18 protein-coding genes, 2 rRNA genes and 1 pseudogene (1 of these 21 running past the window's edge) are annotated in these 24282 nt (G+C 59.6%); 9 read left to right on the top strand and 12 right to left on the bottom strand.

Annotated elements, in window-relative coordinates; genetic code table 11:
* Positions 1-10 precede the first annotated feature (10 nt).
* Positions 11-1324, bottom strand: a complete 1314-nt coding sequence (locus ACZ89E_RS27750; protein WP_476256795.1) for an MFS transporter — start codon at positions 1322-1324, stop codon at positions 11-13.
* Between the two features lie 169 nt (positions 1325-1493).
* Here ACZ89E_RS27750 and panB point away from each other — a divergent pair, with 169 nt between their 5' ends.
* Positions 1494-2312 carry a 3-methyl-2-oxobutanoate hydroxymethyltransferase gene (gene panB / locus ACZ89E_RS27745; protein ID WP_149661163.1) on the top strand — a complete coding sequence of 273 codons (819 nt, stop codon included), beginning with the start codon at positions 1494-1496 and terminating at the stop codon, positions 2310-2312.
* Here panB and ACZ89E_RS27740 read toward each other — a convergent pair.
* Positions 2297-3694 (bottom strand): aminotransferase-like domain-containing protein, encoded by a 1398-nt coding sequence (locus ACZ89E_RS27740; protein WP_476256794.1) that lies wholly within the window; start codon positions 3692-3694, stop codon positions 2297-2299. The genes panB and ACZ89E_RS27740 overlap by 16 nt on opposite strands.
* A gap of 182 nt (positions 3695-3876) precedes the next feature.
* On the opposite strand from ACZ89E_RS27740, the gene ACZ89E_RS27735 reads away from it, so the two are divergent.
* A complete protein-coding gene (locus ACZ89E_RS27735; protein WP_476256793.1) occupies positions 3877-5295 on the top strand; it encodes a short-chain fatty acid transporter in 1419 nt (472 codons plus the stop codon).
* Between the two features lie 37 nt (positions 5296-5332).
* Here ACZ89E_RS27735 and ACZ89E_RS27730 read toward each other — a convergent pair whose 3' ends face one another.
* Together ACZ89E_RS27730 and ACZ89E_RS27725 are read right to left on the bottom strand one after the other, a co-directional pair.
* Positions 5333-5641, bottom strand: a complete 309-nt coding sequence (locus ACZ89E_RS27730; protein ID WP_476256792.1) for a HepT-like ribonuclease domain-containing protein — start codon at positions 5639-5641, stop codon at positions 5333-5335.
* A 31-nt stretch (positions 5642-5672) separates the two neighbouring features.
* Entirely contained in the window at positions 5673-5963 is a 291-nt protein-coding gene (locus ACZ89E_RS27725) for a nucleotidyltransferase family protein (protein WP_149661167.1), read from the bottom strand.
* Between the two features lie 247 nt (positions 5964-6210).
* On the opposite strand from ACZ89E_RS27725, the gene ACZ89E_RS27720 reads away from it, so the two are divergent.
* From ACZ89E_RS27720 to ACZ89E_RS27710, 3 genes and pseudogenes are all read left to right on the top strand, one after another.
* Positions 6211-7908, top strand: a complete 1698-nt coding sequence (locus ACZ89E_RS27720; protein WP_476256791.1) for an acid phosphatase — start codon at positions 6211-6213, stop codon at positions 7906-7908.
* A 153-nt stretch (positions 7909-8061) separates the two neighbouring features.
* A pseudogene (locus ACZ89E_RS27715) lies at positions 8062-9235 on the top strand (hypothetical protein).
* A 183-nt stretch (positions 9236-9418) separates the two neighbouring features.
* Positions 9419-9943, top strand: coding sequence for an SET domain-containing protein-lysine N-methyltransferase (locus ACZ89E_RS27710; RefSeq protein ID WP_149661170.1), 525 nt, complete (start codon positions 9419-9421; stop codon positions 9941-9943).
* A gap of 6 nt (positions 9944-9949) precedes the next feature.
* On the opposite strand, the gene can is transcribed toward ACZ89E_RS27710, so the two are convergent.
* Positions 9950-10594 (bottom strand): carbonate dehydratase, encoded by a 645-nt coding sequence (gene can, locus ACZ89E_RS27705; protein WP_133840222.1) that lies wholly within the window; start codon positions 10592-10594, stop codon positions 9950-9952.
* A 152-nt stretch (positions 10595-10746) separates the two neighbouring features.
* Between can and ACZ89E_RS27700 the strand changes: the two genes are divergently transcribed.
* Positions 10747-11151 (top strand): serine kinase/phosphatase, encoded by a 405-nt coding sequence (locus tag ACZ89E_RS27700; RefSeq protein WP_463258476.1) that lies wholly within the window; start codon positions 10747-10749, stop codon positions 11149-11151.
* A gap of 165 nt (positions 11152-11316) precedes the next feature.
* Here ACZ89E_RS27700 and rimI read toward each other — a convergent pair whose 3' ends face one another.
* The gene (rimI, locus tag ACZ89E_RS27695) at positions 11317-11769 is read right to left on the bottom strand and encodes a ribosomal protein S18-alanine N-acetyltransferase (protein ID WP_149661172.1); all 453 of its coding nucleotides are present in this window, start codon (positions 11767-11769) and stop codon (positions 11317-11319) included.
* A complete protein-coding gene (locus ACZ89E_RS27690; protein ID WP_149661181.1) occupies positions 11762-12502 on the bottom strand; it encodes a P-loop NTPase family protein in 741 nt (246 codons plus the stop codon). The genes rimI and ACZ89E_RS27690 overlap by 8 nt, the downstream gene beginning before the upstream one ends.
* A gap of 220 nt (positions 12503-12722) precedes the next feature.
* On the opposite strand from ACZ89E_RS27690, the gene mksB reads away from it, so the two are divergent.
* Genes mksB through mksF form a run of 3 tightly spaced genes read left to right on the top strand, consistent with a single transcriptional unit; the run spans position 12723 to position 17528 of the window.
* The gene (gene mksB / locus ACZ89E_RS27685; RefSeq protein ID WP_476256790.1) at positions 12723-14000 is read left to right on the top strand and encodes an Mks condensin complex protein MksB; all 1278 of its coding nucleotides are present in this window, start codon (positions 12723-12725) and stop codon (positions 13998-14000) included.
* Positions 13990-14691, top strand: a complete 702-nt coding sequence (gene mksE / locus ACZ89E_RS27680) for an Mks condensin complex protein MksE (RefSeq protein ID WP_038981553.1) — start codon at positions 13990-13992, stop codon at positions 14689-14691. The genes mksB and mksE overlap by 11 nt, the downstream gene beginning before the upstream one ends.
* A complete protein-coding gene (gene mksF / locus ACZ89E_RS27675) occupies positions 14688-17528 on the top strand; it encodes an Mks condensin complex protein MksF (protein WP_149661174.1) in 2841 nt (946 codons plus the stop codon). The genes mksE and mksF overlap by 4 nt, the downstream gene beginning before the upstream one ends.
* 72 nt (positions 17529-17600) lie before the next feature.
* Here the strand turns inward: mksF and ACZ89E_RS27670 are convergent, their stop codons facing one another.
* The 5 genes from ACZ89E_RS27670 to ACZ89E_RS27650 all read right to left on the bottom strand — a co-directional run.
* Positions 17601-19904: a PqiB family protein gene (locus ACZ89E_RS27670; RefSeq protein ID WP_463258478.1), complete on the bottom strand. Its 2304-nt coding sequence runs from the start codon at positions 19902-19904 to the stop codon at positions 17601-17603.
* Positions 19897-20520 (bottom strand): paraquat-inducible protein A, encoded by a 624-nt coding sequence (locus ACZ89E_RS27665; RefSeq protein ID WP_149661176.1) that lies wholly within the window; start codon positions 20518-20520, stop codon positions 19897-19899. Before ACZ89E_RS27665 ends, ACZ89E_RS27670 begins: the two co-directional genes overlap by 8 nt.
* Positions 20507-21166, bottom strand: a complete 660-nt coding sequence (locus tag ACZ89E_RS27660; RefSeq protein WP_476256789.1) for a paraquat-inducible protein A — start codon at positions 21164-21166, stop codon at positions 20507-20509. The genes ACZ89E_RS27665 and ACZ89E_RS27660 overlap by 14 nt, the downstream gene beginning before the upstream one ends.
* A gap of 150 nt (positions 21167-21316) precedes the next feature.
* Positions 21317-21432 (bottom strand): 5S ribosomal RNA (gene rrf, locus ACZ89E_RS27655).
* A gap of 152 nt (positions 21433-21584) precedes the next feature.
* A 23S ribosomal RNA gene (locus ACZ89E_RS27650) occupies positions 21585-24282 on the bottom strand (it continues 194 nt past the right edge of the window).

Genomic DNA, 24282 nt, shown 5'->3' with positions numbered 1-24282 from the left:
CCCGATATCGCTACAGACAAGGCGCCACGGAACGACTCTCGACCTTGGGCATGCGCGTGCCGAAATACGCCGTGCTGCTCACGCCCACCGCGCCCATCACCGCGCAGAAGATCACGCAGATCCACGGGCTCCACGGCATCAGGCCGATCAGCAACAGCGGTGTGATACTCGCCCAGGCGGCGTAGGCAATGTTGTAGGTGAAGGAGATCCCCGAGACGCGAATCCGCGCCGGGAACAGGCTGACCATTACCGACGGCACCGCGCCGACCACGCCACAACTGAGGCCGGCAATCGCATAGGCCAGACCGATCCAGTCCCCCCCGATGATCAGGCAGGTGTAGAGCACGCCAATGCCCAGCGGCAGTAGCAGGCTGTAGAGCATCACCGTGCGCCAGGCGCCGATGCGGTCGACCAGCAAACCGGCGAGCACGCAACCGATGTTCAGGAACACGATGCCTAACGCACTCAGGGCGAAGGTGTGGCTGGCGGTCATGCCGAAGGTTTTCTGCATCATGGTCGGAGTGATGACGACGAACACCACCACCGCCGACGTCAGCACGCAGGTGAGGATCATGGCCGGCAACATCGCCAGACGATGCTCGCGCAGCACCGTGCGCAGCGGCAGTTCGACCGCTTCATCGCGGCGGGCCTGCATGGCCATGAACACCGGGGTTTCGCTGAGCCAGCGCCGCAGCCAGACACCGATCACACCAAACACGCCACCGAGCAGGAACGGGAAGCGCCAGGCGTAATCGAGAATTTCAGCCGGCGTAAAAGCCTGGGCCAGGAAAGTCGCGGTCAGTGCGCCGATCAAGTAGCCGAATGTCAGCCCGGCCTGGAGAAATCCAAGCGCATAACCGCGATGGCCGGCCGGCGCGTGCTCGGCGACGAACACCCAGGCGCTCGGCACTTCACCGCCCACCGCCGCGCCCTGGAGGACGCGCAGCGCCAACAGCAGCAAGGGCGCGAAGTAACCGATCTGCGCGTAGGTCGGCATGATCCCGATCAGCAGGCACGGCAGCGCCATCATCAAAATGCTTAGGCTGAACACCTTCTTGCGCCCCAGTTTGTCGGCGAAGTGCGCCATCAGGATCCCGCCCAGCGGCCGCGCCAGGTAACCGGTGACGAAGATCCCGAAACTTTGCAGCAAGCGCAGCCATTCAGGCATTTCCGGCGGGAAGAACAGCTGGCTGAGGGTCAGGGCGAAAAACACGAAAATGATGAAATCGTAGATTTCCAGCGCCCCGCCGAGCGCCGCAAGGCCCAGGGTCTTGTAATCCGAACGGGTAAACGGCACCGGGCGCGTTTCGGTATTGGCAGTCATGAAAAGAACTCTGGCATGGGCAAAAAACCAAGGCGCCCATGGTCTACGCAAATGCGCCGGTGGACAACCCGATCAGCGCCCTGGGTTGGTTTTTAGCGGTTCTCTGTGCATTGAATTCGGCCCCACGACACCAATAATCGGGGGCTTTCCAACCCACAGGAAAGCCGCCATGAGCAGCCATACCCGCAGCAAACGCCTGACCGTTCCCCAATTGGTGGCCATGAAAGGCCAACAGAAAATCGTCTCGCTGACCGCCTACACCCGCTCGATGGCCGAGTTGATGGACCCGTTTGTCGACTTCGTGCTGATCGGCGACTCCACGGCCATGGTCGGCTATGGCCGCACCTCGACCCTGGACATGAGCCTGGAAGAAATCATCGGCCACACCCGCGCAGTGGTCGCCAGCACGCGATTGGCCTGCGTGATTGCCGACATGCCGTTCGGCAGCTATCAGGAATCACCCCAGCAGGCCTACCGTAATTGCGCCGAAGTGCTGGCCCGCACCGGTTGCGACGCGCTCAAGCTCGAAGGCGGCAAGGCCTTGGCCGGCACTGTGGAGTTTCTGGTGCAGCGCGGCATTCCGGTGATGGCGCATATCGGCCTGATGCCGCAATACGTCAACGTCATGGGCGGCTTCAAGGCTCAGGGGTTGAACGACACGACCGCCGCCGCCATCGAGGAAGATGCCCGCGCTCACCTCGCCGCCGGTGCGTTCAGCCTGTTGCTGGAAGGCGTGGCCGAACCGCTGGCCCGGCGCATCAGCGATTTTTCCGCAATGCCGATCATTGGCATCGGCGCCTCACCAGCCTGCGACGGGCAAGTGCTGGTGACCGAGGACATCCTCGGTCTGGGCGGCGACTATGTGCCGCGCTTCGTCAAACCCTATGCAGATGTCGGCGCGTTGATCAGCCAGGCGTTCGAGTGTTTCGCCGATGAAGTGCGCAACGGTCAGTTTCCACAGATGCAGCATTGTTATGGCGTGAGCTGACGCTCCCGCTCAATGGCTGCGGCCAGGGTCTTCACGGCCAGGCCGATGTCCTTGCTCCAATCCACGGTGTAGCTCAGGCGCAAGCAATCGCGCCACAACCCCTGTTGGCTAAACATTTCGCCGGGCGCAATCACAATGCCTTTGGCCAACAGGCGCTCGAACACCCGGCGCATGTCCACCGGGTGGACGGATTGCGCCCACAGCGTTGCGCCCCCCGCCGCTGCCACCACGTTGAGCTGGTCGGCGGCGTGCTCCTGGAGCAGGCGGGTCATTTGCGTCATGCGTTCATGGAGCAGGCCGCGCAACACCTGAGTGTGCTGATCGACGCGTCGCGAACCGTACAAGCGGGCCAGGGCTTTCTGCCGGATCGGCGACAGGCGAAACGCGCGGTCGAGGCACTGGCGCTGCATCGCAGCCTCCTGGCCACGGATCAACACATAGCCGAACGGTGCTTCCGAACCGATGACCTTATCGAAGGTAGAAAACACCACCAACCGCTCGGGATCGGCGAAATCCCGATAGCGCGGCTGCTCCGGCAGGAATCCGAATTCGCCATAGCTGTCGTTCTCGAACAACCAGACACCCCGTTCACTCAGCCATTCGCACAGCTGCTGTTTGTCGGCCGCTGGCATCAGGCTGCCGTGGGGAAGGCTCACGGTCGATGAGAACACCGCCAGCGCGACGGTTTCACGCTGCAACAGGTCGTGAACCTGCTGCAGGTCAAAGCGGCCATCGACGTGCAGCGGTACCTCGATCACGCGGATATGCGCAGCGTGCAACTGGCGCAAGATCGCCCAGGAACACGGCGACTCGACCAATGCCACGGTCCCGCGCAGGTTCAGTGCGGCCAATGACATGTCCAGCACACTGCGCAGATCGGCGCCGATGAACACCTGTTCCGGCCGCCAGTAATGCGCGGTCGAACGGGTGTAGCGCTCCGCCAGCACCGTGCGCAGTTCGATCTCGCCGAAGGGCTGATACAACGGCACCGCCGAACGCGGGTATTGGCGCGACAGTTCGCGCTCGGTCATCAGCAACGGGTTTTCCAGGGACAGCAACATCGATGGCGCATCGCTGCTCAGCGCCAGCATGCCGGGCTGGCGCGCGTAGGCGTAAATGTTGTCGAGCAGGTTGGCGGCCGGTGTCGGCGGTTGCATCGAGCCGGCCCGGCAGAAGTACCCGAGCTTGGGTCGAGAAAAAACCCGGCCCTCATCTTCAAGCAAGGCGTAGGCAGATTTGGTGGTGGACACCGAGACGTTCAGGCGCAACGCCAACTGACGCAATGACGGGAGCTTCCACTCGCCCTCGGTCCGGGTCGAGTCGATCAGCTCGACCAAGTAGCGGTACACGGCCTGATAAGCGAAGGGGCTTTCCTTGTTCAATCGCGGTCATTCCTTGAGGTAGGCACGGCGCAGCATCCTCCCATGATGCGCGGGGTGCAATGTGTGTCCCCCGCTAAAACAGCGCCGCAAAAAAACCGTGATTGATTTACTGTTGGCACCTGACCAGCCGGGCCTTTGCGGCCCGGAACATCACCATAATCATAAAAATCCGAGGTACTCCCGTGGCCGCTGATATCGACGATAGCCGCTATGCCCGTTTTGCCCTGCGCTGCTCCAGTTTTGCCGAACGCTGGTTCCCCGATTCCTGGGTGTTCGCCGCTCTGGCAGTGATCATCGTGGCCGTGGCGACGATGGCCATGGGCGCCAAACCCACCGACGCCGCCATGGCCTTCGGAGACGGGTTCTGGAGTTTGATTCCGTTCACCATGCAGATGGCGTTCGTGGTGATTGGCGGTTATGTGGTCGCCAGTTCGCCACCGGCGGTGAAGCTGATCGACCGCCTGGCGCGGATCCCGAAAAACGGCCGCTCCGCCGTAGCCTGGGTCGCACTGATTTCGATGGTCGCGTCGTTGCTGAACTGGGGTTTATCGCTGGTCTTCGGTGGTTTGCTGGTCCGCGCCCTCGCCCGCCGCACCAATCTGAAAATGGATTACCGCGCTGCCGGTGCTGCGGCGTATCTGGGTCTTGGCGCGGTGTGGGCGCTGGGGCTGTCATCGTCCGCCGCGCAATTGCAGGCCAACCCGACCAGCCTGCCGCCGTCGATTCTGTCGATCACCGGCGTCATCCCGTTCACTCAAACAATCTTTCTCTGGCAGTCCGGCGTGCTGTTGCTGGCGCTGATTGTGGTCTCGCTGATCATCGCCTACGCCACCGCCCCCGGCCCGAACAGCGCGCGCGATGCCAAGGCTTGCGGGATCGACCCGAGTTTCAACCTGCCGCCGCTGCAACCGCGCACCCGCCCCGGCGAATGGCTGGAACACAGTCCGTTGCTGACGATTTTGCTGGTGCTGTTGGCCGGCGGTTGGCTGTTCCATGAGTTCTCGACCAAACCGGCGATCAGCGCGATCTCCGGCCTGAACACCTACAACTTCCTTTTCATCATGCTCGGCGCCCTGCTGCACTGGCGCCCGCGCAGCTTCCTCGACGCGGTGTCCCGGGCGGTGCCGACCACCACCGGCGTGCTGATCCAGTTCCCGCTGTACGGCTCGATCGCCGCGCTGATGACCACCGTCAAAGGCACCGATGCCCAGACGTTGGCTCACCATATCTCGACCTTCTTCGTACAGATCGCGTCCCACGACACCTACGCGCTGTTGATGGGCGTGTACTCGGCAATCCTCGGCTTCTTCATCCCGTCCGGCGGCGGTAAGTGGATCATCGAAGCCCCGTACGTAATGCAAGTGGCCACGGACCTGAACTACCACCTGGGCTGGGCCGTGCAGATCTACAACGCCGCCGAAGCCCTGCCGAACCTGATCAACCCGTTCTACATGCTGCCGCTGCTGGGCGTGCTGGGGCTGAAAGCGCGGGACTTGATAGGGTTTTCATTCGTGCAGTTACTGGTGCATACGCCGCTGGTGCTGTTTCTGCTGTGGGCGTTGGGAACGACGCTGGTTTATACGGCGCCGGTGATGCCTTAATCGAGTTGGCTGCACCTGCTCGGGGGAGTGGGTGCGGTCAGGTTTGATCGGTAGGTAACACTTTCAACAATTCGGGCAACGCTGTCTGAACCGTGTCCCACACCACTTCAAGATTGATATCGAAATAGCCGTGAGCAATGCGATTGCGCATACCGCGCATGCTGCGCCATGGCACTTGGGTATTCTGAGAAGCGAACTCCCCGTAGCGATCCATAACCTTGGTCGCCGCCTCGCCAATGATGATGAGGCTCATGATGACGGCTTGTTGAGTACGCTTGTCGTCGAAAAACTCTTCCTTGCTCAGCCCTTCGACAAAAGTCAGCGCATCGGCCGCTGCCTCGCGCATATGGTCAAGGAGTCGCCAAGTCGGTTCTCGGTCATACGGGCCGTGCCTGATCAAGCACCTGCTGACGAAACTTCAATGGAAGGTCGCCCGGTGTCAGCAGGTCAACCGTAACGCCGAGCAAATCCTCAAGCTCAACCTGAAGACCGCCGAGATCAAACAGCGTGGCGCCGGGCAGAGCATCTACCAGCAGATCAAGATCACTTCCCTCTTTATCCGTACCGAGCAGCACCGAGCCAAATACTCGAGGGTTGGACGTACGGAATCGACCGACGACCTCTCGCACGGCTGCACGTTGTAGATCAAGCGCTGTAGAGGGTTTCATGATTCACCTTAACCAGGTCCGGTATCGCGCCAGTCTAGCAGCGCTTGAGGATGGTAAACACCGTGCACCAATACTGGATACGTGGCCAGGGCCGTTCCTCGCCACTACGCCACAGTTCCCATGCCTGCCTTGCACCTGCAGATCGGATCCAACTTCGTGTAACCTCCCCGTCACATCGCGCTGCTAGCGTCCCGCCGAAACAACTCGCAACAAATTGCCACAATTCTGCAAGAAAACAGGAGCCGGAATGAACGACGAAAAAGATGGAAACGACATCCCCTCCCCTGAAACCGATCAACCCACCGATACCAGTCGCCGCCGTTTCCTGGGTGGTGTAGCGGTATTGGGTGTCGGGGCGACGTTGAGCGCCTGCGGCACCAAAGACAACGAGCCCGGTAAACCGGTCGAACGCCCGCTGACGCCCGCCGAGCTGGACAAGGCCCTGCGCGAAAACGTGAAAAACGTGGTGGTGATCTACGGCGAAAACCGCAGCTTCAATAACCTGTTTGCGGATTTCCCGGGGGTCGAGAAACCGTTGTCGGCGCTCAAGCCCGATGATTACGTACAGAAAGATCGTGACGGTAAAGTGCTGGCGAACCTGCCTCCGGTTTGGGGTGGCCTGAACCAGGTCGGCCCGCAAACCCTCGATGGCGTGGTCTACCCTGCCGGTACGCAGTATCAGGAACACTTGCCCAACGCGCCCTACGCCCTCAAAGGCCCGCAAGGCGAAGACCTGCCGCTAAGCCTGGTGACCCGCGATCTGTGGCATGTGTTCTATCAGAACCAGATGCAGATCAACGGCGGCAAGAATGACGGCTTTGTCGCCTGGGCCGATTCCGGTGGCTTGACCATGGGGCATTACACCCAGACTCGCTACTCCTTGCGTTTGTGGGACGTGGCCCGGGAATTCGTGCTCTGCGACAACTTCTTCCAGGGCGCTTTCGGCGGCTCGTACCTGAACCATCAATACCTGATCAGCGCCCAGGTGCCGTTCTACCCGGATGCCGCCAATTCGATCGCCAAGCCGCAGATCGCCACGCTGCAAAGCGAAGACCCGACCGACAACCGCCTCAAGCCGCTGGACGCCTCCCCCGCCAGCGCCATGACCGGCCCGCCGCAGTTCGGGCCAAGCCTGCTGACCCCCGACGGCTACGCGGTGAATACCATGGCGCCGCCCTATTGGCCGACCTGGATCCGCGACCCCGAGCGCCCGGACTACGCCAAGCCGTTGCCCAGCGTGCTGGTGCCGCAAACCCACGAACACATCGGCGACAAGCTGTCGAAAAAGAACGTCGACTGGGCCTGGTACGGCGGTGCGTGGCAAGCCACGATCGATGAGTACAAGGATTCGGGCGCCATTCCAAAGATTCCCAACTTCCAGTACCACCATCAGCCGTTCAACTACTTCAAGCGCCAAGGCCCGGAAAACCCGGCCGAGCGCGCCAAGCGCCTGCGCGACGGTGGCTTGGGCGATGAGTCGAGCACCAACAAGTTCCTGGCCGACGCCGAAGCCGGCAAGCTGCCGGCGGTGACGTTCTACAAGCCCCAGGGCAACCTGAACATGCACGCCGGGTACGCCGACATCGCCTCGGGCGACCGTCATATCGTCCGCGCCCTCAAAGTGCTGCAACAAAGCCCGCAATGGAAAAACATGGTGGTGGTGATCACCGTTGATGAAAACGGCGGCTGGTGGGACCACGTTGCGCCGCCCAAGGGCGATCGCTGGGGCCCGGGAACGCGGATCCCGGCGCTGGTGATTTCGCCGTTTTCGCGCAAGGGCACGGTGGATCACACGGTCTACGACACCGCGTCGATCCTGCGATTGATCACGCGCACGTTCCAGCTGGAAACCCTCGACGGGATCAAAATGCGCGATGACGCGATGATTGCCCGGGGGCAAAAGCCGATGGGGGATTTGACCAATGCCCTGCATTTTTCGGGCTGATTGAAAGCAAGATCAAAAGATCGCAGCCTTCGGCAGCTCCTTGGCATGTCGTCGGCTGCGATTTTTTGCGTGGGTACTGGACCGCTCGACACATCTGGTTTCAGTATGTACCCGCCCCCGCCTACGAGGGCCCACGCTGAAAAGGATCTGAGCATGTTCAAACTCGCAGGACTTACCCTCGCCGCCCTCACCCTGAGTGCCGCCGCCCACGCCGATGTCGATCTCAAGCTGGGCAGCACCGAACGCGTCACCCGGCTCTTCGCCTACCCCAACAACTGCAACGTGATCTGCTTTCGCAACTGGACGCTGGAGCAGACTGTCGAGCATTACCTGACCCAGAGCGTGCAGCGCGATGGCTACAGCGCCGCGAAAGTCCGGGTAAAAACTGATAACCATCAGCTCTACGCCGAAATTCACCGGCGTACCCAAGGGGTATGACAAACCCCTCGCAGCCTTGTTGGATGCCGGTGATCTGGCCTACAACGGCGCCAAAAAGCTCAACATGGATGGCAAATGGGCTTATAGCTGGTACCTGTTCCTGCCATTGGGCATGGCCCTGGAAAACCGCAAAAGTGTCGAGTTGCTGCACTTCCCGCCGGATTACTCGTTGACCCAGGCCCAGGACTATCTGGAGTCCGCCACCACCGATCGCTGGGCCACGCTGCTGGTCGATAACGGCATTCCGGCCGCCCAGACCCCGGCCTACCAGACCATCATCGACATCGCGCCGATTGCCGCGCCATCCAGCGCCGGCAAGGACCTGGAAGGCGTCTACGACTACTTCAAGGACTATCAGACCACCATGGTCAAGGAAGTCAGCCAGAACGCCAAAGGTGCAGCGTTGCCGATGGTCGCCTTCGGCGCGCCGGTACGTAACTGGATCAAGCAGCAATACGGGGCGACCGTGGGTGTATTGGGCCTGGCCACCATCAGCCCAAGCGCCGGGGTGAAAGTGCCGGTATTAGGCTCTAACCACCCGAGCTACATCTGGTACGCCGCCGACCCGGACAGTTACACCGGCCCCGATGCCCAGGCCAAGGCGGATGCCGCCGGCCTGACGGTCATGGGCCAGGACCTGAGCGCCGCGTGCTGGCAGGCGGGGATGGGCAGCAAACCGGGCAGCGATCCAGCGGCGCAGCTGAAAAGCTGCACCCAGACCTGGCAGGTGACCCAGAAAGAAAAAACCTGTGAGCTGTTCTACACCTCGATCCGCAACCTGACGCCGGCCGACGCAGCGGCCAAGTGCGCCACACCGCCGGTCAAATCGCAGCTGCAACAACTGCAAGCCCCGGCCCCAGCGCCAGCGGTCCCTGCACCGCACCTCTGAAACGCGGGAAGCCTTTTGTGCGTCAGCCAATGCTGACGCGCAAAAGCGCCTATTTCGCCTGTCAGTTCTGACAGTAGACCGGGTGTTAGATTTGCGAGAGGCTTGAGGCGTACCCAAGTGTTGCAGGGCTGACAGGATCGTCGGCTTCCGGAGGTCGCAACACCTTTGCCGACAAGGATCGTTATGAAACTCCAGACGCTGGACGGGATGTGCGCGCCCCCCACCCATGGCCTCTATCCCTTTGCAGAATTACCCATCCGCCTTGGATTTCCGTCCCAGGCTGATTTCGAACTCATCCTGGATGCCCACGGCTCGGCAGAGGCCGTCGCGGCACTCCGACAGTTCCCACGGATCAGCCGAATCTGCCGGGCTTCAGGGCATCTACTGCCCTATCGCTGTCGGCATACACGGCAACTGGCCCCCGGCATCCACGTCTACGACCCGCACTTGTGCGGGTTGCTGCGTCATTCCTGCGACCCCAACGTGTTTCTCGACATGAGCGAGCTGTGGTTATGGGCGCTGCAAGACATCAACCGTGGCGACCGGCTGACGATGGATTACGCCTCCACCGAAGACAAACTCCTGCGCCAGTTCGCCTGTCAGTGCGGTTCGGCGGAGTGTCGCGGCTGGATCACCGGCTACGATGAACCGCCGAACGCCGACGGCCAGTTGTTTTTGCAACACTGGCGTCGGCGCAGCCTGTGCTGAACGGCGTTACACCGCCCCGACCGGACGCAGGCGATATTGCGGCGGCAGTTGCTCGAAACCGCTGATGGTCGCGTTCAGGCTTTTCCAGCGACCGTCCTTGATGCCGTAGATGCAACCGTGGATCGACAAGCTCTGCCCGCGATGCCAGGCGTTTTGCACAATGCTGGTGTGACCAACGTTGGCCACTTGCTGGACCACGTTCAGCTCACAGAGACGGTCAACCCGTTCTTCTTCGGTGGGCAACTTGGCCAGTTCTTCGCGTTTCTCGTAATAAAGATCGCGAATCGAGCGCAGCCAGCCATCGATCAGGCCCAGTTGGCGGTCCTGCATCGACGCCCGCACGCCGCCACAACCATAGTGGCCGGTGACCAGGATGTGTTTGACCTTGAGCACATCCACCGCGTACTGAATCACCGACAGGCAATTGAGGTCGGTGTGCAGCACCACGTTGGCGACGTTACGGTGCACAAACAGATCGCCGGGCAGCATGCCCACGATCTCGTTCGCGGGTACCCGTGCGTCGGAGCAACCGATCCACAGGTATTCCGGGGTCTGCTGGCGGGCCAGTTTGGCGAAGAAATCAGGATCTTCTTTGGTGATCGCGTCAGCCCAGCGCTCGTTGTTATCAATCAGATCTTGTAATTCGTTCATGCAAGGAAGCCTCAAGAATGATGCGCAGCTTTGACAGACGACCGCCCGTCTGGGTCACGCGCGTGATGTAGATAGCCGGTATTCCAGGTCGGCGGAATTCTCAGGAGTACAGTGGGTCCACCCTAGTAAGGCCCACAGTATGAGGAATTGCCATGACTGAATCACGACGTCCGTACGATGCGGTACAACCGGAGCCCATCGACGACAACGAAGACCGCATGGGTTCGATGCATGAGCTGGATTTCGACGAGGAAGAACCGAGCGCCAAAATCGGCGACGAGTTACCGGAAAATGAACGCGAACGCCTGATGCCCAGGGAACGTGTGCGCGAAGCCGGCATGACCGGGGCCTCGACCGATGACCATGAGTCCACCGACGATGACATGAGCCCCGAGACGTTGATTCTTGAAGATGGCGCACGGGATGCCGGTGAGGCGGGTGAAGTCGATCCGGCTGATTGGGATTTGAGCAATGTCGATGAGGCCGACATTGGCGGAGGGAATGGATTGGATGAGGCGGAGATGGCGCGGCGGGATCCGTTGGACGGGAATCGTTGATTTCTGGCGCCTGACAGTACGCCTTCGCGGGCAAGCCTCGCTCCTACAGGTTTGGCGGCGTTTTTGTGATGGCCATCCCACTGTAGGAGCAAAGCTTGCTCGCGATAGCGCCCTCAAGATCGCCATCGCGAGCAAGCTTTGTTCCTACGGCGAAGCTTTTAAATCTCAATCGACCAGTGTGCAGGCCATGACGACAGCGTCTTCGCGGCCGCCGACCGCCGGGTAGTAATCCCGACGCCGACCAATCTCGTTAAACCCATACCGCTCATACAACCGGAATGCCCCACGGTTGCTGTCGCGCACTTCCAGGAAGCACTCCCGCGCCTTGGCGTCATACGCCCGGGACATCAAATGCTCCAGCAACGTCAAACCCAGGCCACGGCCCTGATTCTCCGGTTTGACGGTGATGTTCAGCAGATGCGCTTCATCGAGAATAATCTGCACCACCCCGTGGCCGACCTGCTGCGAGCCTTCGAACATCAGCCAGATCTGGTACTTGCCCAGGCCATCGAGAAAAATCCCGCGGGTCCACGGGTGACTATAGGCCGCGTATTCGATCTTCAGTACAGCGTCCATATCCGCCTCGGTCATCGGGCGGAACGATACAGCGTCACTCATTCGATTCTTTCCAACGCGCCATCAGCCGACGCATGGCTTGCCAGACATCAGCCTTACGCTGTGGCTCTTCCATTAATAATTCCAGGCCCGGCAGGGCCCAGACCGAGCCCAGGCCTTCGACCTGGAGTTCACGGTTGAAGGATTCGGCGTTCGCCTCCCCGGCAAACCGCACGGCCGGCAGGCCGATCAGCCACAGGCACACGCAGGGTGCGTCTTCGATCCGGGCCGAGAGAAAGCCCTGGACGAAATCCCGCGCCGCTTCCGGCCCCTGGTCCATGGTGCCGCGGACCAACAGCGGCCAGCGTACCGGTTCGCCGACGATCTGCGGGCTGTCCGGCAGACCGGCGGCGCGCAGCATGTCCTTGAGCAACATGTACGCGGGATCGCGAGTCTGGAACGGTTCACCTGTGGGTAACTCCACCAGCAGCAGGCAACGCCCTGCCCGCAACAATTGCAGGGCAAAGCGCGGCGGCGGCACGACGGGGGCCTTGGCCACCACCGGCGCGGCCTCTTCTTCGGCCTTGGCGTTGGTGCGCGTGCTGGCCAACGATGGCCGCGGCACCTCGATTTTCACCCGCTCGGCGGGTTTGACCACCGGTGCCACGGGTGCCTCAGCCACAGTCGCCGGCACCACCGGGGCGACGACCAACGGTTCAGGCGCCTCCAGCAACTCGGGGCGTGAGGGCGCGGCAAAGGGCAATTCGGTGCGCGGCAGCCAGTTGACCACCTGCATGGCGGTCAAATAAGCGCGGCGACGGGACTCGATAAGCAAAGGTCGGCCACTTGTGGATAACTAAAAGTGCGCTGATTCTACCGCTCTTCGCTCAAGATCGCCCGCCCTTGATCGATACTCTTGCCCACAGAAACAGCGACTGCCCGTCCCGCGAGTGAATCGCAACGGGCGTGATGCAGTACAATCGCCGCTTTTATTCGACAACCAGCCGGCCATCCCGATGATCGAACCCAAGCGCGTCTTGCGCGCCCTCGCTGAACACTGGGCACTTCTGGAGCCACTGTGCGAGCACTTCGACCAAGGCACTTTGAGCCTCAACGAATTGCGTTCACAGTTGGCCGCCCAGCAACTGGACAGTACGCCGCAGGACATCACCAGCCTGCTGGACGTGTGGATCCGCCTCGACATCCTGGTTCCTGTGGCGAAAAGCCCGAACCGTTTCGAGCTCAATGCGCAGATCCACGACTTCCTCGCCTACCTGCGCCGTGAGCACCGGCTGGGCCTGTGCCTGGAAATCGAAGCCTATCTGCGCCACCTCGAACGGCTGGCCGGTTACATCCAGGACGCCTTCGACATCCGCGACGGCCACGACCTGGCGCGCCAATTGCGCTTGCTCGACATGCGCGTGCGGGACGTATTGAAGAAACTCGCCAACGACGAACAGGCCCTGGTGGCGGTCGCCGAACGGGCGAAGACCAGCGACCGGCAGATCCCGCTGCGTCAGCGCTACGCCGAAGTGCTGGCGACCTGGGACGAATACGTCGAGCCGATGATCCAGTTGGTGAACGCCGACGGCGCCTTCGAACAAGGCGTACGCAAGGTCGAGAACGTGCTGTTGCGCATGCTCACCGAACAGCAGCGCCTCGGCCATCTGGTCGACGACGACATGCTGCTGCGCACTCACGCGCGCATCCTCGAAATGCAGACCAGCGCCCAGCTCACCTTGCGTCACGCCCGAGAACTGCTGCTGCCGCTGCGTGAAGAAGCGCGCCGTCACAACGCCGTGACCCGTGGCGCGGCGCTGGCCTTGTCAGCCATTCGTCGCAAAGGCATCGATGCGGTGCCCCAAGCAGCGATGCCGATGTTCACGCGTCCGCAAAGCACCTTCCTGGGCAGCGCCAGTCAGGTTGAAGCCTACGTTTATGCGCTGGCCCGTTTCGAGCCGAAACCGGCGCGTTTCCCCAAGGCCCACAAGACCCAGAAAGGTGAAGCTCCGCGCGCGCCACGCACAGTTCGGGAAATGCTCGAACGCTGCGAAGACGCCCTGCCGATGCCGGACCTGATGACCTGGCTGCTGGAGCAGGAACCGGACGGCGCCACCGACGAATTGCTGTATTGGTTCTCGCGCCTGTCCCGGGAAAAACGCTTCACCCGCGAGCGTCTGGAACGCCGCGATTACCACACTCATGAGCACCAGGTCAGCCTGCGCTCCTTCGCCCTGCTCTCGGCCTGCGACAGCGCCGCCGAGGATTCTGCGAGCACCCCAAATGCATCTTGATCTAAACGAACTCTCCCAACTCGCGCCGATTTTTCGCGAGTTGTTCAAGGGCTACCACGTCAGCCGCCGCGACCCGGAGCTATACGCGCAACTGTCGAACTTCCAGGACCAGTACCGCACGCTGTTCAAGGCGTTGGGCTTTGAACTGGTGTGCGACACCCGTGGCTTCTACTACTTCGTGCCGGACCTCGCGGCGGCGGCGGTGAACAAGACCGCACAACGCCTGGCGCTGTTCACCTTCATCCTCGTCGAGCATCTGGCCGACCAGGGCCGCGATCCGGTCGCCGTACTGGATGGCGGCAGCCTTGGCCGCGATGAATTGCCATCGCTGCTGGAAAAATACCGCGACCTGTTCATCCAGGCTGAAGTGCAGACCGTCGAAGAGCTCGAAGAAAAAATCATGCGCCGCATGACCCAACTCGGTTTCGCCGGTGAAGAAAACGGCATCTACCGTTTCCTGCCGCCGATGCACCGTTTCCTCGATGTGTGCCTGTCGGTGCAGCAGGACCGCGATCTGGCGGCCAGCCTGCACAGCGTGTTGCCGCTGCCGGTTCCAGTGCTGATCGATGACGACAGCGACGAAAAGCTGCTGCAAACCGATGACCCGCTTGATCTGAGTGACTTCGAAGAAGAAAGCGAAGAAGACGCCATGGCCCGCGCCATTGCCGAAGAACAGGAGACCGACGCATGAGTAAGGAACGCTACGGCATTCGCCGCTTCGCCCTGTTGAACACCGCCGGTTACAGTCTCGGCCTGTTCCCGCTGGAAGAACCGCTGTCGGTGTACGGCGCGAACAACCTCGGTAAATCCGCCTCGATCAACGCCTTGCAGTTCCCGATTCTGGCGCGCATGTCGGACATGAGCTTCGGCAAGTACAGCCTGGAGCAATCCCGGCGCTTCTACTTTGCGTCGGACACCAGTTACATCCTGGTCGAAGTCTCGCTGCCCCACGGTCCGCACGTGATCGGCGTGGTTGGTCGCGGCCCGGGTGGTGGTTTCGGTCACCAGTTCTTTGCCTACGCCGGCAAGCTGGACCTGGCCCACTACCAGAAAAACGACACCTGCCTGCGCCAGAAAGAGCTGTTCACCAACCTTGAACGCGAAGGCTTGAAAGCCTACGAACTCAAGCCCGATGAACTGCGGCGTTTGCTGGTCGGCGGTCACACCTCGATTCCTCTGGACCTGACGCTGATCCCGCTGCGTTCCACCAGCGAACAGAGCCTCAAGACCTTCCGTGCGTTGTTCATCAACCTGCTGCACATGCGCGAAATCACTGCGGCCAAGCTCAAGCAGTTGTTCCTCGATGCCTTCGAGCACAGCCTGCGTTCCGGTAGCGTCGATTACATCGCCGCGTGCGAAGAAGCGTTCCGCGATGTACGACGCATGGAGCAGGACTACAACTCGCTGGTCACCGCCGGCCCGTTGGTTGAAGCGCTGGCCTCCGGAGTTGCCCAGCGCAATATCCTGCGCGGCAAGTTGCACCGCATCTCGCCGCTGCTCGATTCGTTGCTCGGCACCTGGTCGGACTACGCCAGTGCGCGCAAGGAAGAGCTGACCATCCAGGCCGAGCACTACCGCAACGAGCAGGACGCCCTGCAAAACGATCAGCGTGGCGGCACTCAGGAACTGATGCGTCTGGAGCGGGAAATCACCGGGATCCAGCGCTGGCTCGGCGAATTGTCGGTGCTCAAGCATCGCTTCGCGTTGGTCACTGACGTTAAAGTCCTGGAACAGCAACTGCTGGCAGCCAAGGATGCCCACGATGAGCTGGCCGGTGCCTTGGCCCAGTCGCGACAGTTCAGCGCCGAAGACCTCGACGAGCGTCTGCGGGATCTGGAAAAACGCCTGAAGTCGGTGAAGCAGCAACTCGATCACGCCGACAACAACAGCTACGCCCGCCTGCGTGAAGAGTTTTCGCAACAGGACGTCGAGCGCCTGATGCGCCTGTTCAACAGTGCGCTGTTCAGCCTGCCGCTGGGCGAGCACGGAATTACGCTGGACGAGGACGGTCAGTGGGTCAAATCCCTGGAGCTGATCCTCGATGGCTTCAAGGGCGAGCGTTTCGAAGTGCCGGGTTTGGCCATCGACATCTCGCACATCGAGCCGCCCGCGCTGCAAGCCTTGGCTGACCGCGCCGCGTTACGTGATCAGAAAGAGCGTCTGGAAAAAGAGCTCAAGCAACTGAAAACCCAAGCTGCCGTGGTCGCTGACCGCGCCGCGAGCAAGACCCAGACCGAAGCGCTGTACCAGCAAGTGCTGGATGCGCAAAAAGCGTTGGAAGATTTCCGTCGCTCACAAACCCTGAGCGCCGAAGAAGACGACAAGCTTGAGCAACTGGCGCAGATGGAAGCGGCCCAGGAAGAATTGAAACGTTCAAGCGATGCGTTCACCGAGCGTGTCCAGCAACTGTCGGCCAAGCTGCAACTGGTCGGTCGGCAGATCGGCGATATGGAAGCCAAGCAACGCACCCTCGACGACGCCCTGCGCCGCCGTCAGTTGTTGCCGGCAGACCTGCCGTTCGGTACGCCATTCATGGACCCGATCGACGATTCCATGGACAACCTGTTGCCGCTGCTCAACGACTATCAGGACAGCTGGCAGGGTTTGCAGCGCAGCGATGGTCAGATCGAGGCGCTGTACGCGCAGGTCCGCCTCAAAGGCGTGGCCAAGTTCGACAGCGAAGACGACATGGAGCGTCGCCTGCAACTGCTGATCAACGCCTATGCGCACCGCACCGACGAAGCCCTGACCCTCGGCAAGGCGCGGCGTGCCGCCGTTACGGACATCGCCCGGACCTTGCGCAACATCCGCAGCGACTACGACAGCCTCGAGCATCAACTGGCGCTGTTCAACCGCGAGATCAACAAGCGTCAGGTGTCCAACCTGCAGAGCTTCCGTATCGTCCTCGCGCCGAACAAGGAAGCCCTCAAGCACATCGACCAGATCATCCACAGCGCCGGCCAATACGAAGAAGGCGAAACCCTCTCCGTGTTCGACCTGAGCCAAAGCGCCGATCAGGACAACAAGAACGAAGAAGCCAAGGAATACCTGGCGCGGTTGGTGGCGGCGAACCACAACCAGCTCGGGCTCAAGGACTTGTTCGAGCTGGCGTTCGAAATCACCAAGGTCAACGGTCAACCGGTGATCCACACCGACATCGACGGCGCGGCGTCCAACGGCACCACCATGACCATCAAGGCGCTGACCAACATGTACTTGTTGCTGCACTTGATGGACCGCGACCAGGCCGGTCGCGTGCGCCTGCCGTACTACCTCGACGAGGCGGCGGACATTGACGAGAAGAACCAGGCAGCCTTGCTCGAAACCAGCCTGCAACTGGGCTTCGTGCCGATCCTGGCGAGTGTGAAGCCGCAGGTTTGCGCCAGTGTCGCGATTGATCTGGAAGGTGGCAGCGGGCCGAACGGGATCTATATCGATGAGGCGGACTGGAAGTACATTCGTCGTCACGATGAGGTCAAGGCGACTGTGAATGTCGAAGCGGATGAGCCGGAGCTGGATGCGGTCTGATGCTTGATTGAAGGTCATGAAAAAGGCCGCGATCCATTGGATCGCGGCCTTTTTCACATCTATTGCCTGGGTTTACTTGCCGAGTGAAATCTTCGGCGCCCAGGTCAGCCATTCATCTTCGAACTTGTCGAACAGCGGGAACGTCTGCTCTGGCCGGGCCGGCGTGCCCATGCGTTCACCGTCCGGTGTGGCAAAAGCGATGCCGCCCTGGATCAGGGTCTCCAGCGATTCGGTTCGCACCGTCGCGCCTTTGAACAGGCCAAAGTCCAGGCCAAAGCCACTGGTGTTCCAGAACCGCGTGCCACTGCGCACCAAGGGCGCGTACTTCGGCTCGATCAGGATGTGCACCAGCACGCGATCTGCCGTCGAGCCCAGCTCATAACCTGTCACCTTGCCGACGGTGATTTCGCGATAGGTCACCGGCACACCGGTTTTCAGCGAACCACGGCGGGCGGCGCTCAATACCAGGCTCAACCCGGCTTCAACCTTGGCGGACTCCGGCGGATTGGCCAGTGCGACAAAGTTCTTCTGCGGACCGAGGTTCTTCGCTGCCGGTTGCACTTCGATGTATTGGCCGGTGACCAGGGTTTCGAGGTTCGAGGTCTTGATCAATCCCAGCTCTGGCTTGACCACCCAGAACTGACTGCCGACCCGCGCAATGCGTTCCGGCACTTCGGTAATCCGGGCGGTCAGCATCACCGACTGCAAATCATCCGTGAGGTCGACGTCCTCGATCTTGCCGACATCCAGTCCTTTGAAGCGGATGGGCGTGCCGGTGCGCAAACCGTCAGCGCGATCGACTTTGATGGTGACCACCGCGCCTTTCTGGTTGGCTTCGTCATGACTCGGGAACAGACGGAAACGCGGGATTTTCTTTTGCAGCGGCGCCTTGGCTTCCGGGGTTTCGAAAGCAATACCGCCGGCCATCAGGCTTTGCAGCGATTCACTCTTGACCTGGATGCCACCGGTCAGCCCACCGCTGAGGGTGATGCCGCTGGCGTTCCAGAACCGCGACGAGGCGTTGACCAGCCCTTCGTATTCTTTCTCGATGTGAACACCAATCACCAATTGTTTCTTGGTCTTGGAGAACTGATAACTCTGGACCGAACCGACCTTGACCTGCTTGTAGAGCACCGGGCTGCCGACTTCCAGGGAACCGAGGTTCTCGGTAAACAGCACCATATGCAGGCCCGGAGAACGCAGGTCCAGCGGCGGCGCCTTGGCCCGTGCCACGAACTCGCGTTGTGGCGCGCTGCCCTTGTCGCCCGGGCGAATCGCGATGTAGTTACCTTTGACCAGGGCTTCCAGGCCGGTGATACCCGCCAGGGAAATCGACGGTTTGACCACCCAGAACTGCGTACCGGTCACCAGGTAATCCTCGGCCAGTGGATCCAGCGTCAATTCAGCGGTGGCGGCGGACAGGTCCGGATCAATCTTCAGCGCCTTCAGGTTGCCGACCTGGATGCCTTTGTACATGACGGGCGTACGGCCGGCCTGCAGGCCTTCAAAGTCGCTGAGCTTGACCTTGACCCGGATACCGGCAGCCGCCGCATCGAAGTCTTCATAGAGTCGGAACGGCAGGCTCGGATCGGTCGGAGGGCTGTCCTTGCGGTTTTCTGGCGTGGCGAACGCGATACCGCCGGCGACGATGCTGGCCAGGGATTCGCTGCGGATTTTCACCCCGGACAGGTTGGCGTCGATGCTGATGCCGCTGGAGTTCCAGAAACGCGTGTGTTTGCGCACCAGGCTGGCGTAGGTCGGCTCGATGAACACTTTGAGCTCGACGGTGCTTTGGTCTTCGGACAGCAGGTAGCTTTTGACCTGGCCGACCTTGATCTGCTTGTAGAACACCGGGCTGCCGCGGTTTAACGACCCCAGGCGGTCAGCCTTGATGGTCAGATGCAGACCGGGCTTGGAGTCTGACAGCGGCGGCTCTTCGGCCAGCGCTTTGAACTTGCGGGTCGGTTCGCCTTCACCGGGACTGACGGCGACATAATTGCCCGAGACCAGGGTTTCCAGACCGGTGATACCGGCCAGGCTTACGCTCGGCTTGACCAGCCAGAAACGGGTGCTGGTCTTGAGGTATTGCTCCACGTCTTTGTTCATCTCGATGGTAGCGATCACGCCTTTGGAGCTGCCTTCATCATCGAGTTTGAGGGTCTTCACCTTACCGACCGACATGCCTTTGTAGACCACTTCGGTCTTGTTGGCCTGAATGCCCTCGCCGCTTTCGAAGCGAACCTGAATCTCGATACCGGTTTCGTTGTAGGCACGCCAGCCGAGCCAGCCGCCAATGATCAGGGCGATCAATGGCAGGACCCAGATAGCTGACCAGTTCGAGGCCGGTCGGGTTTTCGCTGTAGGCAAATCAGTCATGGTCGTCGTCCGACTCCGTGTTATCCCAAATCAGTCGGGGATCGAAAGTAACTGCGGCAAGCATCGTCAGAATCACCACACTGGCAAAGGCGATGGCGCCAAGATTGGCTTCGACGCTGGCAAGCCGTCCGAAATTCACGACCGCCACCAGGATGGCGATCACAAAGATATCCAGCATCGACCAACGGCCGATGAACTCGATAAAGCGGTACATCACAATTCGCTGGCGTGCCGACAATGGCTGGCGGCGCTGCACCGAAAACAGCAGTAACGCGATACCGACGAGTTTGAACGTTGGTACCAGAATGCTGGCGATAAAAACCACAGCCGCGATCGGAATCATCCCGTGCTGAACCAGTTGGATCACACCGGACATGATGGTGCTGGGATCGCCCTTGCCCAGGGAGCTGACGGTCATGATCGGCAGCACATTAGCCGGGATATAGAGAATCGCGGCGGTGACCAGCAACGCCCAGGTGCGCATCAAACTGTTCGGCCGACGGGCATGGACCAGCGCACCGCAACGGGTGCACTCCTGCTCGTCGGTGTCGGCTTCCTGCTTGTTCAACTCGTGGCATTCGATACAAATCAGAATGCCTGCATCAATCGCCCGCATGGGCATCTTCTCCTGACAAAGCCTGCCAGATCTGGTGAGGCGACATCACAACCTCCAACCACACCTGGACCAACAACAAACTGATAAAGCACGCCAGGCCAAGACCGACGGTGATGGCTGCCATATCTGCCAGTTTGACGATCGCGACCAGCACGCCCATGAGGTAAACCTCAAGCATCCCCCAGTCCCGAAGGTGGTGGTAAATGCGGTAAAGCAACAATCCGTAACTGCGCCCGATATTGAAACGAATGCTCAGGAGCACAAGCAACTGACAGAGTAATTTGAGCAGCGGGATCCCCATGCTGCACAGGAACACAACGACTGCGACACCTTGCATGCCGGTATTGAACAGGCCGACAACGCCGGTCCAGACAGTGTCTTGCGACGATTGTCCGAGTAGATTGAGTTGCATGATGGGCAAAAAGTTCGCCGGCACATACAACAACAATGCGGCGATGACCAAAGCGAGGCTGCGCTGAACGACGTTGTGCCGATGAGCATAGAGCTCATAACCACAACGTGGGCAGAGGGCTTTCTCACCATGGGCGAGTTCGGGCTTGCGCATCAGCAGGTCGCACTCATGACACGCTACCAAGTCGTCCAGCGGTAAATCTGACAGCCTTGGGGTGTCAACCGGATCTGGCATAAAAGGCTCTTGCTCCGAAAAAGGTGGGCCTATTCTAGTGTTCTGAATCGAAAATAACTGTGCAAATTTGTGCGGCTGGTTTAGTGCGCTTTTTGGCAGGCAAAAACAAAACCCCTACCTGCATACGCAGATAGGGGTTTCGGAATTTAATCTTGACGATGACCTACTCTCACATGGGGAAACCCCACACTACCATCGGCGATGCATCGTTTCACTGCTGAGTTCGGGATGGGATCAGGTGGTTCCAATGCTCTATGGTCGTCAAGAAATTCGGGTACTGAGTCGCGGCCAGCTGGCCTCGCTTCAGCAAATTGGGTATGTGATAGCTTTCGGTGTTTGTGAATCTTTCGAACTTTCGGTTCGTTTCGTCTTCACACACCGCAATCTGCTCTTTCGACGCAAATTGCTTGGGTGTTATATGGTCAAGCCTCACGGGCAATTAGTATTGGTTAGCTCAACGCCTCACAGCGCTTACACACCCAACCTATCAACGTCGTAGTCTTCGACGGCCCTTCAGGGGACTCAAGGTCCCAGTGAGATCTCATCTTGAGGCTAGTTTCCCGCTTAGATGCTTTCAGCGGTTATCTATTCCGAACATAGCTACCCGGCAATGCCACTGGCGTGACAACCGGAACACCAGAGGTTCGTCCACTCCGGTCCTCTCGTACTAGGAGCAGCCCCTCTCAAATCTCAAACGTCCACGGCAGATAGGGACCGAACTGTCTCACGACGTTCTAAACCCAGCTCGCGTACCACTTTAAATGGCGAACAGCCATACCCTTGGGACCGGCTTCAGCCCCAGGATGTGATGAGCCGACATCGAGGTGCCAAACACCGCCGTCGATATGAACTCTTGGGCGGTATCAGCCTGTTATCCCCGGAGTACCTTTTATCCGTTGAGCGATGGCCCTTCCATACAGAACCACCGGATCACTAAGACCTACTTTCGTACCTGCTCGACGTGTCTGTCTCGCAGTCAAGCGCGCTTTTGCCTTTATACTCTACGACCGATTTCCGACCGGTCTGAGCGCACCTTCGTACTCCTCCGTTACTCTTTAGGAGGAGACCGCCCCAGTCAAACTACCCACCATACACTGTCCTCGATCCGGATAACGGACCTGAGTTAGAACCTCAAAGTTGCCAGGGTGGTATTTCAAGGTTGGCTCCACGCGAACTGGCGTCCACGCTTCAAAGCCTCCCACCTATCCTACACAAGCAAATTCAAAGTCCAGTGCAAAGCTATAGTAAAGGTTCACGGGGTCTTTCCGTCTAGCCGCGGATACACTGCATCTTCACAGCGATTTCAATTTCACTGAGTCTCGGGTGGAGACAGCGCCGCCATCGTTACGCCATTCGTGCAGGTCGGAACTTACCCGACAAGGAATTTCGCTACCTTAGGACCGTTATAGTTACGGCCGCCGTTTACCGGGGCTTCGATCAAGAGCTTCGCGTTAGCTAACCCCATCAATTAACCTTCCGGCACCGGGCAGGCGTCACACCCTATACGTCCACTTTCGTGTTTGCAGAGTGCTGTGTTTTTAATAAACAGTCGCAGCGGCCTGGTATCTTCGACCGGCATGGGCTTACGCAGTAAATGCTTCACCCTCACCGGCGCACCTTCTCCCGAAGTTACGGTGCCATTTTGCCTAGTTCCTTCACCCGAGTTCTCTCAAGCGCCTTGGTATTCTCTACCCAACCACCTGTGTCGGTTTGGGGTACGGTTCCTGGTTACCTGAAGCTTAGAAGCTTTTCTTGGAAGCATGGCATCAACCACTTCGTGTTCTAAAAGAACACTCGTCATCAGCTCTCGGCCTTAGAATCCCGGATTTACCTAAGATTCCAGCCTACCACCTTAAACTTGGACAACCAACGCCAAGCTGGCCTAGCCTTCTCCGTCCCTCCATCGCAATAACCAGAAGTACAGGAATATTAACCTGTTTTCCATCGACTACGCTTTTCAGCCTCGCCTTAGGGACCGACTAACCCTGCGTCGATTAACGTTGCGCAGGAAACCTTGGTCTTTCGGCGTGGGTGTTTTTCACACCCATTGTCGTTACTCATGTCAGCATTCGCACTTCTGATACCTCCAGCAAGCTTCTCAACTCACCTTCACAGGCTTACAGAACGCTCCTCTACCGCATCACCTAAGTGATACCCGTAGCTTCGGTGTATGGTTTGAGCCCCGTTACATCTTCCGCGCAGGCCGACTCGACTAGTGAGCTATTACGCTTTCTTTAAAGGGTGGCTGCTTCTAAGCCAACCTCCTAGCTGTCTAAGCCTTCCCACATCGTTTCCCACTTAACCATAACTTTGGGACCTTAGCTGACGGTCTGGGTTGTTTCCCTTTTCACGACGGACGTTAGCACCCGCCGTGTGTCTCCCATGCTCGGCACTTGTAGGTATTCGGAGTTTGCATCGGTTTGGTAAGTCGGGATGACCCCCTAGCCGAAACAGTGCTCTACCCCCTACAGTGATACATGAGGCGCTACCTAAATAGCTTTCGAGGAGAACCAGCTATCTCCGAGCTTGATTAGCCTTTCACTCCGATCCACAGGTCATCCGCTAACTTTTCAACGGTAGTCGGTTCGGTCCTCCAGTTAGTGTTACCCAACCTTCAACCTGCCCATGGATAGATCGCCCGGTTTCGGGTCTATTCCCAGCGACTAGACGCCCTATTAAGACTCGCTTTCGCTACGCCTCCCCTATTCGGTTAAGCTCGCCACTGAAAATAAGTCGCTGACCCATTATACAAAAGGTACGCAGTCACCCAACAAAGTGGGCTCCCACTGCTTGTACGCATACGGTTTCAGGATCTATTTCACTCCCCTCTCCGGGGTTCTTTTCGCCTTTCCCTCACGGTACTAGTTCACTATCGGTCAGTCAGTAGTATTTAGCCTTGGAGGATGGTCCCCCCATATTCAGACAAAGTTTCTCGTGCTCCGTCCTACTCGATTTCATGACTAAGAGATTTTCGCGTACAGGGCTATCACCCACTATGGCCGCACTTTCCAGAGCGTTCCGCTAATCTCAAAGCCACTTAAGGGCTAGTCCCCGTTCGCTCGCCACTACTAAGGGAATCTCGGTTGATTTCTTTTCCTCAGGGTACTTAGATGTTT

The organism is Pseudomonas sp. TE3899, from assembly GCF_056279105.1.
Note: the sequence above shows the minus strand (reverse complement) of the source record. Positions and strands in the feature narration are given on the sequence as shown.

Coding starts and splice junctions, on each gene's coding strand:
- ACZ89E_RS27665 (WP_149661176.1), bottom strand. CDS start 20,520: ATGCGGGCGATTGATGCAGGCATTCTGATTTGTATCGAATGCCACGAG.
- rimI (WP_149661172.1), bottom strand. CDS start 11,769: ATGAGTGACGCTGTATCGTTCCGCCCGATGACCGAGGCGGATATGGAC.
- ACZ89E_RS27710 (WP_149661170.1), top strand. CDS start 9,419: ATGAAACTCCAGACGCTGGACGGGATGTGCGCGCCCCCCACCCATGGC.
- ACZ89E_RS27730 (WP_476256792.1), bottom strand. CDS start 5,641: ATGCGCGAGGCAGCGGCCGATGCGCTGACTTTTGTCGAAGGGCTGAGC.
- ACZ89E_RS27720 (WP_476256791.1), top strand. CDS start 6,211: ATGAACGACGAAAAAGATGGAAACGACATCCCCTCCCCTGAAACCGAT.
- mksE (WP_038981553.1), top strand. CDS start 13,990: ATGCATCTTGATCTAAACGAACTCTCCCAACTCGCGCCGATTTTTCGC.
- mksF (WP_149661174.1), top strand. CDS start 14,688: ATGAGTAAGGAACGCTACGGCATTCGCCGCTTCGCCCTGTTGAACACC.
- ACZ89E_RS27690 (WP_149661181.1), bottom strand. CDS start 12,502: ATGCAGGTGGTCAACTGGCTGCCGCGCACCGAATTGCCCTTTGCCGCG.
- ACZ89E_RS27670 (WP_463258478.1), bottom strand. CDS start 19,904: ATGACTGATTTGCCTACAGCGAAAACCCGACCGGCCTCGAACTGGTCA.
- ACZ89E_RS27725 (WP_149661167.1), bottom strand. CDS start 5,963: ATGAAACCCTCTACAGCGCTTGATCTACAACGTGCAGCCGTGCGAGAG.
- ACZ89E_RS27750 (WP_476256795.1), bottom strand. CDS start 1,324: ATGACTGCCAATACCGAAACGCGCCCGGTGCCGTTTACCCGTTCGGAT.
- ACZ89E_RS27660 (WP_476256789.1), bottom strand. CDS start 21,166: ATGCCAGATCCGGTTGACACCCCAAGGCTGTCAGATTTACCGCTGGAC.
- ACZ89E_RS27700 (WP_463258476.1), top strand. CDS start 10,747: ATGACTGAATCACGACGTCCGTACGATGCGGTACAACCGGAGCCCATC.
- can (WP_133840222.1), bottom strand. CDS start 10,594: ATGAACGAATTACAAGATCTGATTGATAACAACGAGCGCTGGGCTGAC.
- panB (WP_149661163.1), top strand. CDS start 1,494: ATGAGCAGCCATACCCGCAGCAAACGCCTGACCGTTCCCCAATTGGTG.
- mksB (WP_476256790.1), top strand. CDS start 12,723: ATGATCGAACCCAAGCGCGTCTTGCGCGCCCTCGCTGAACACTGGGCA.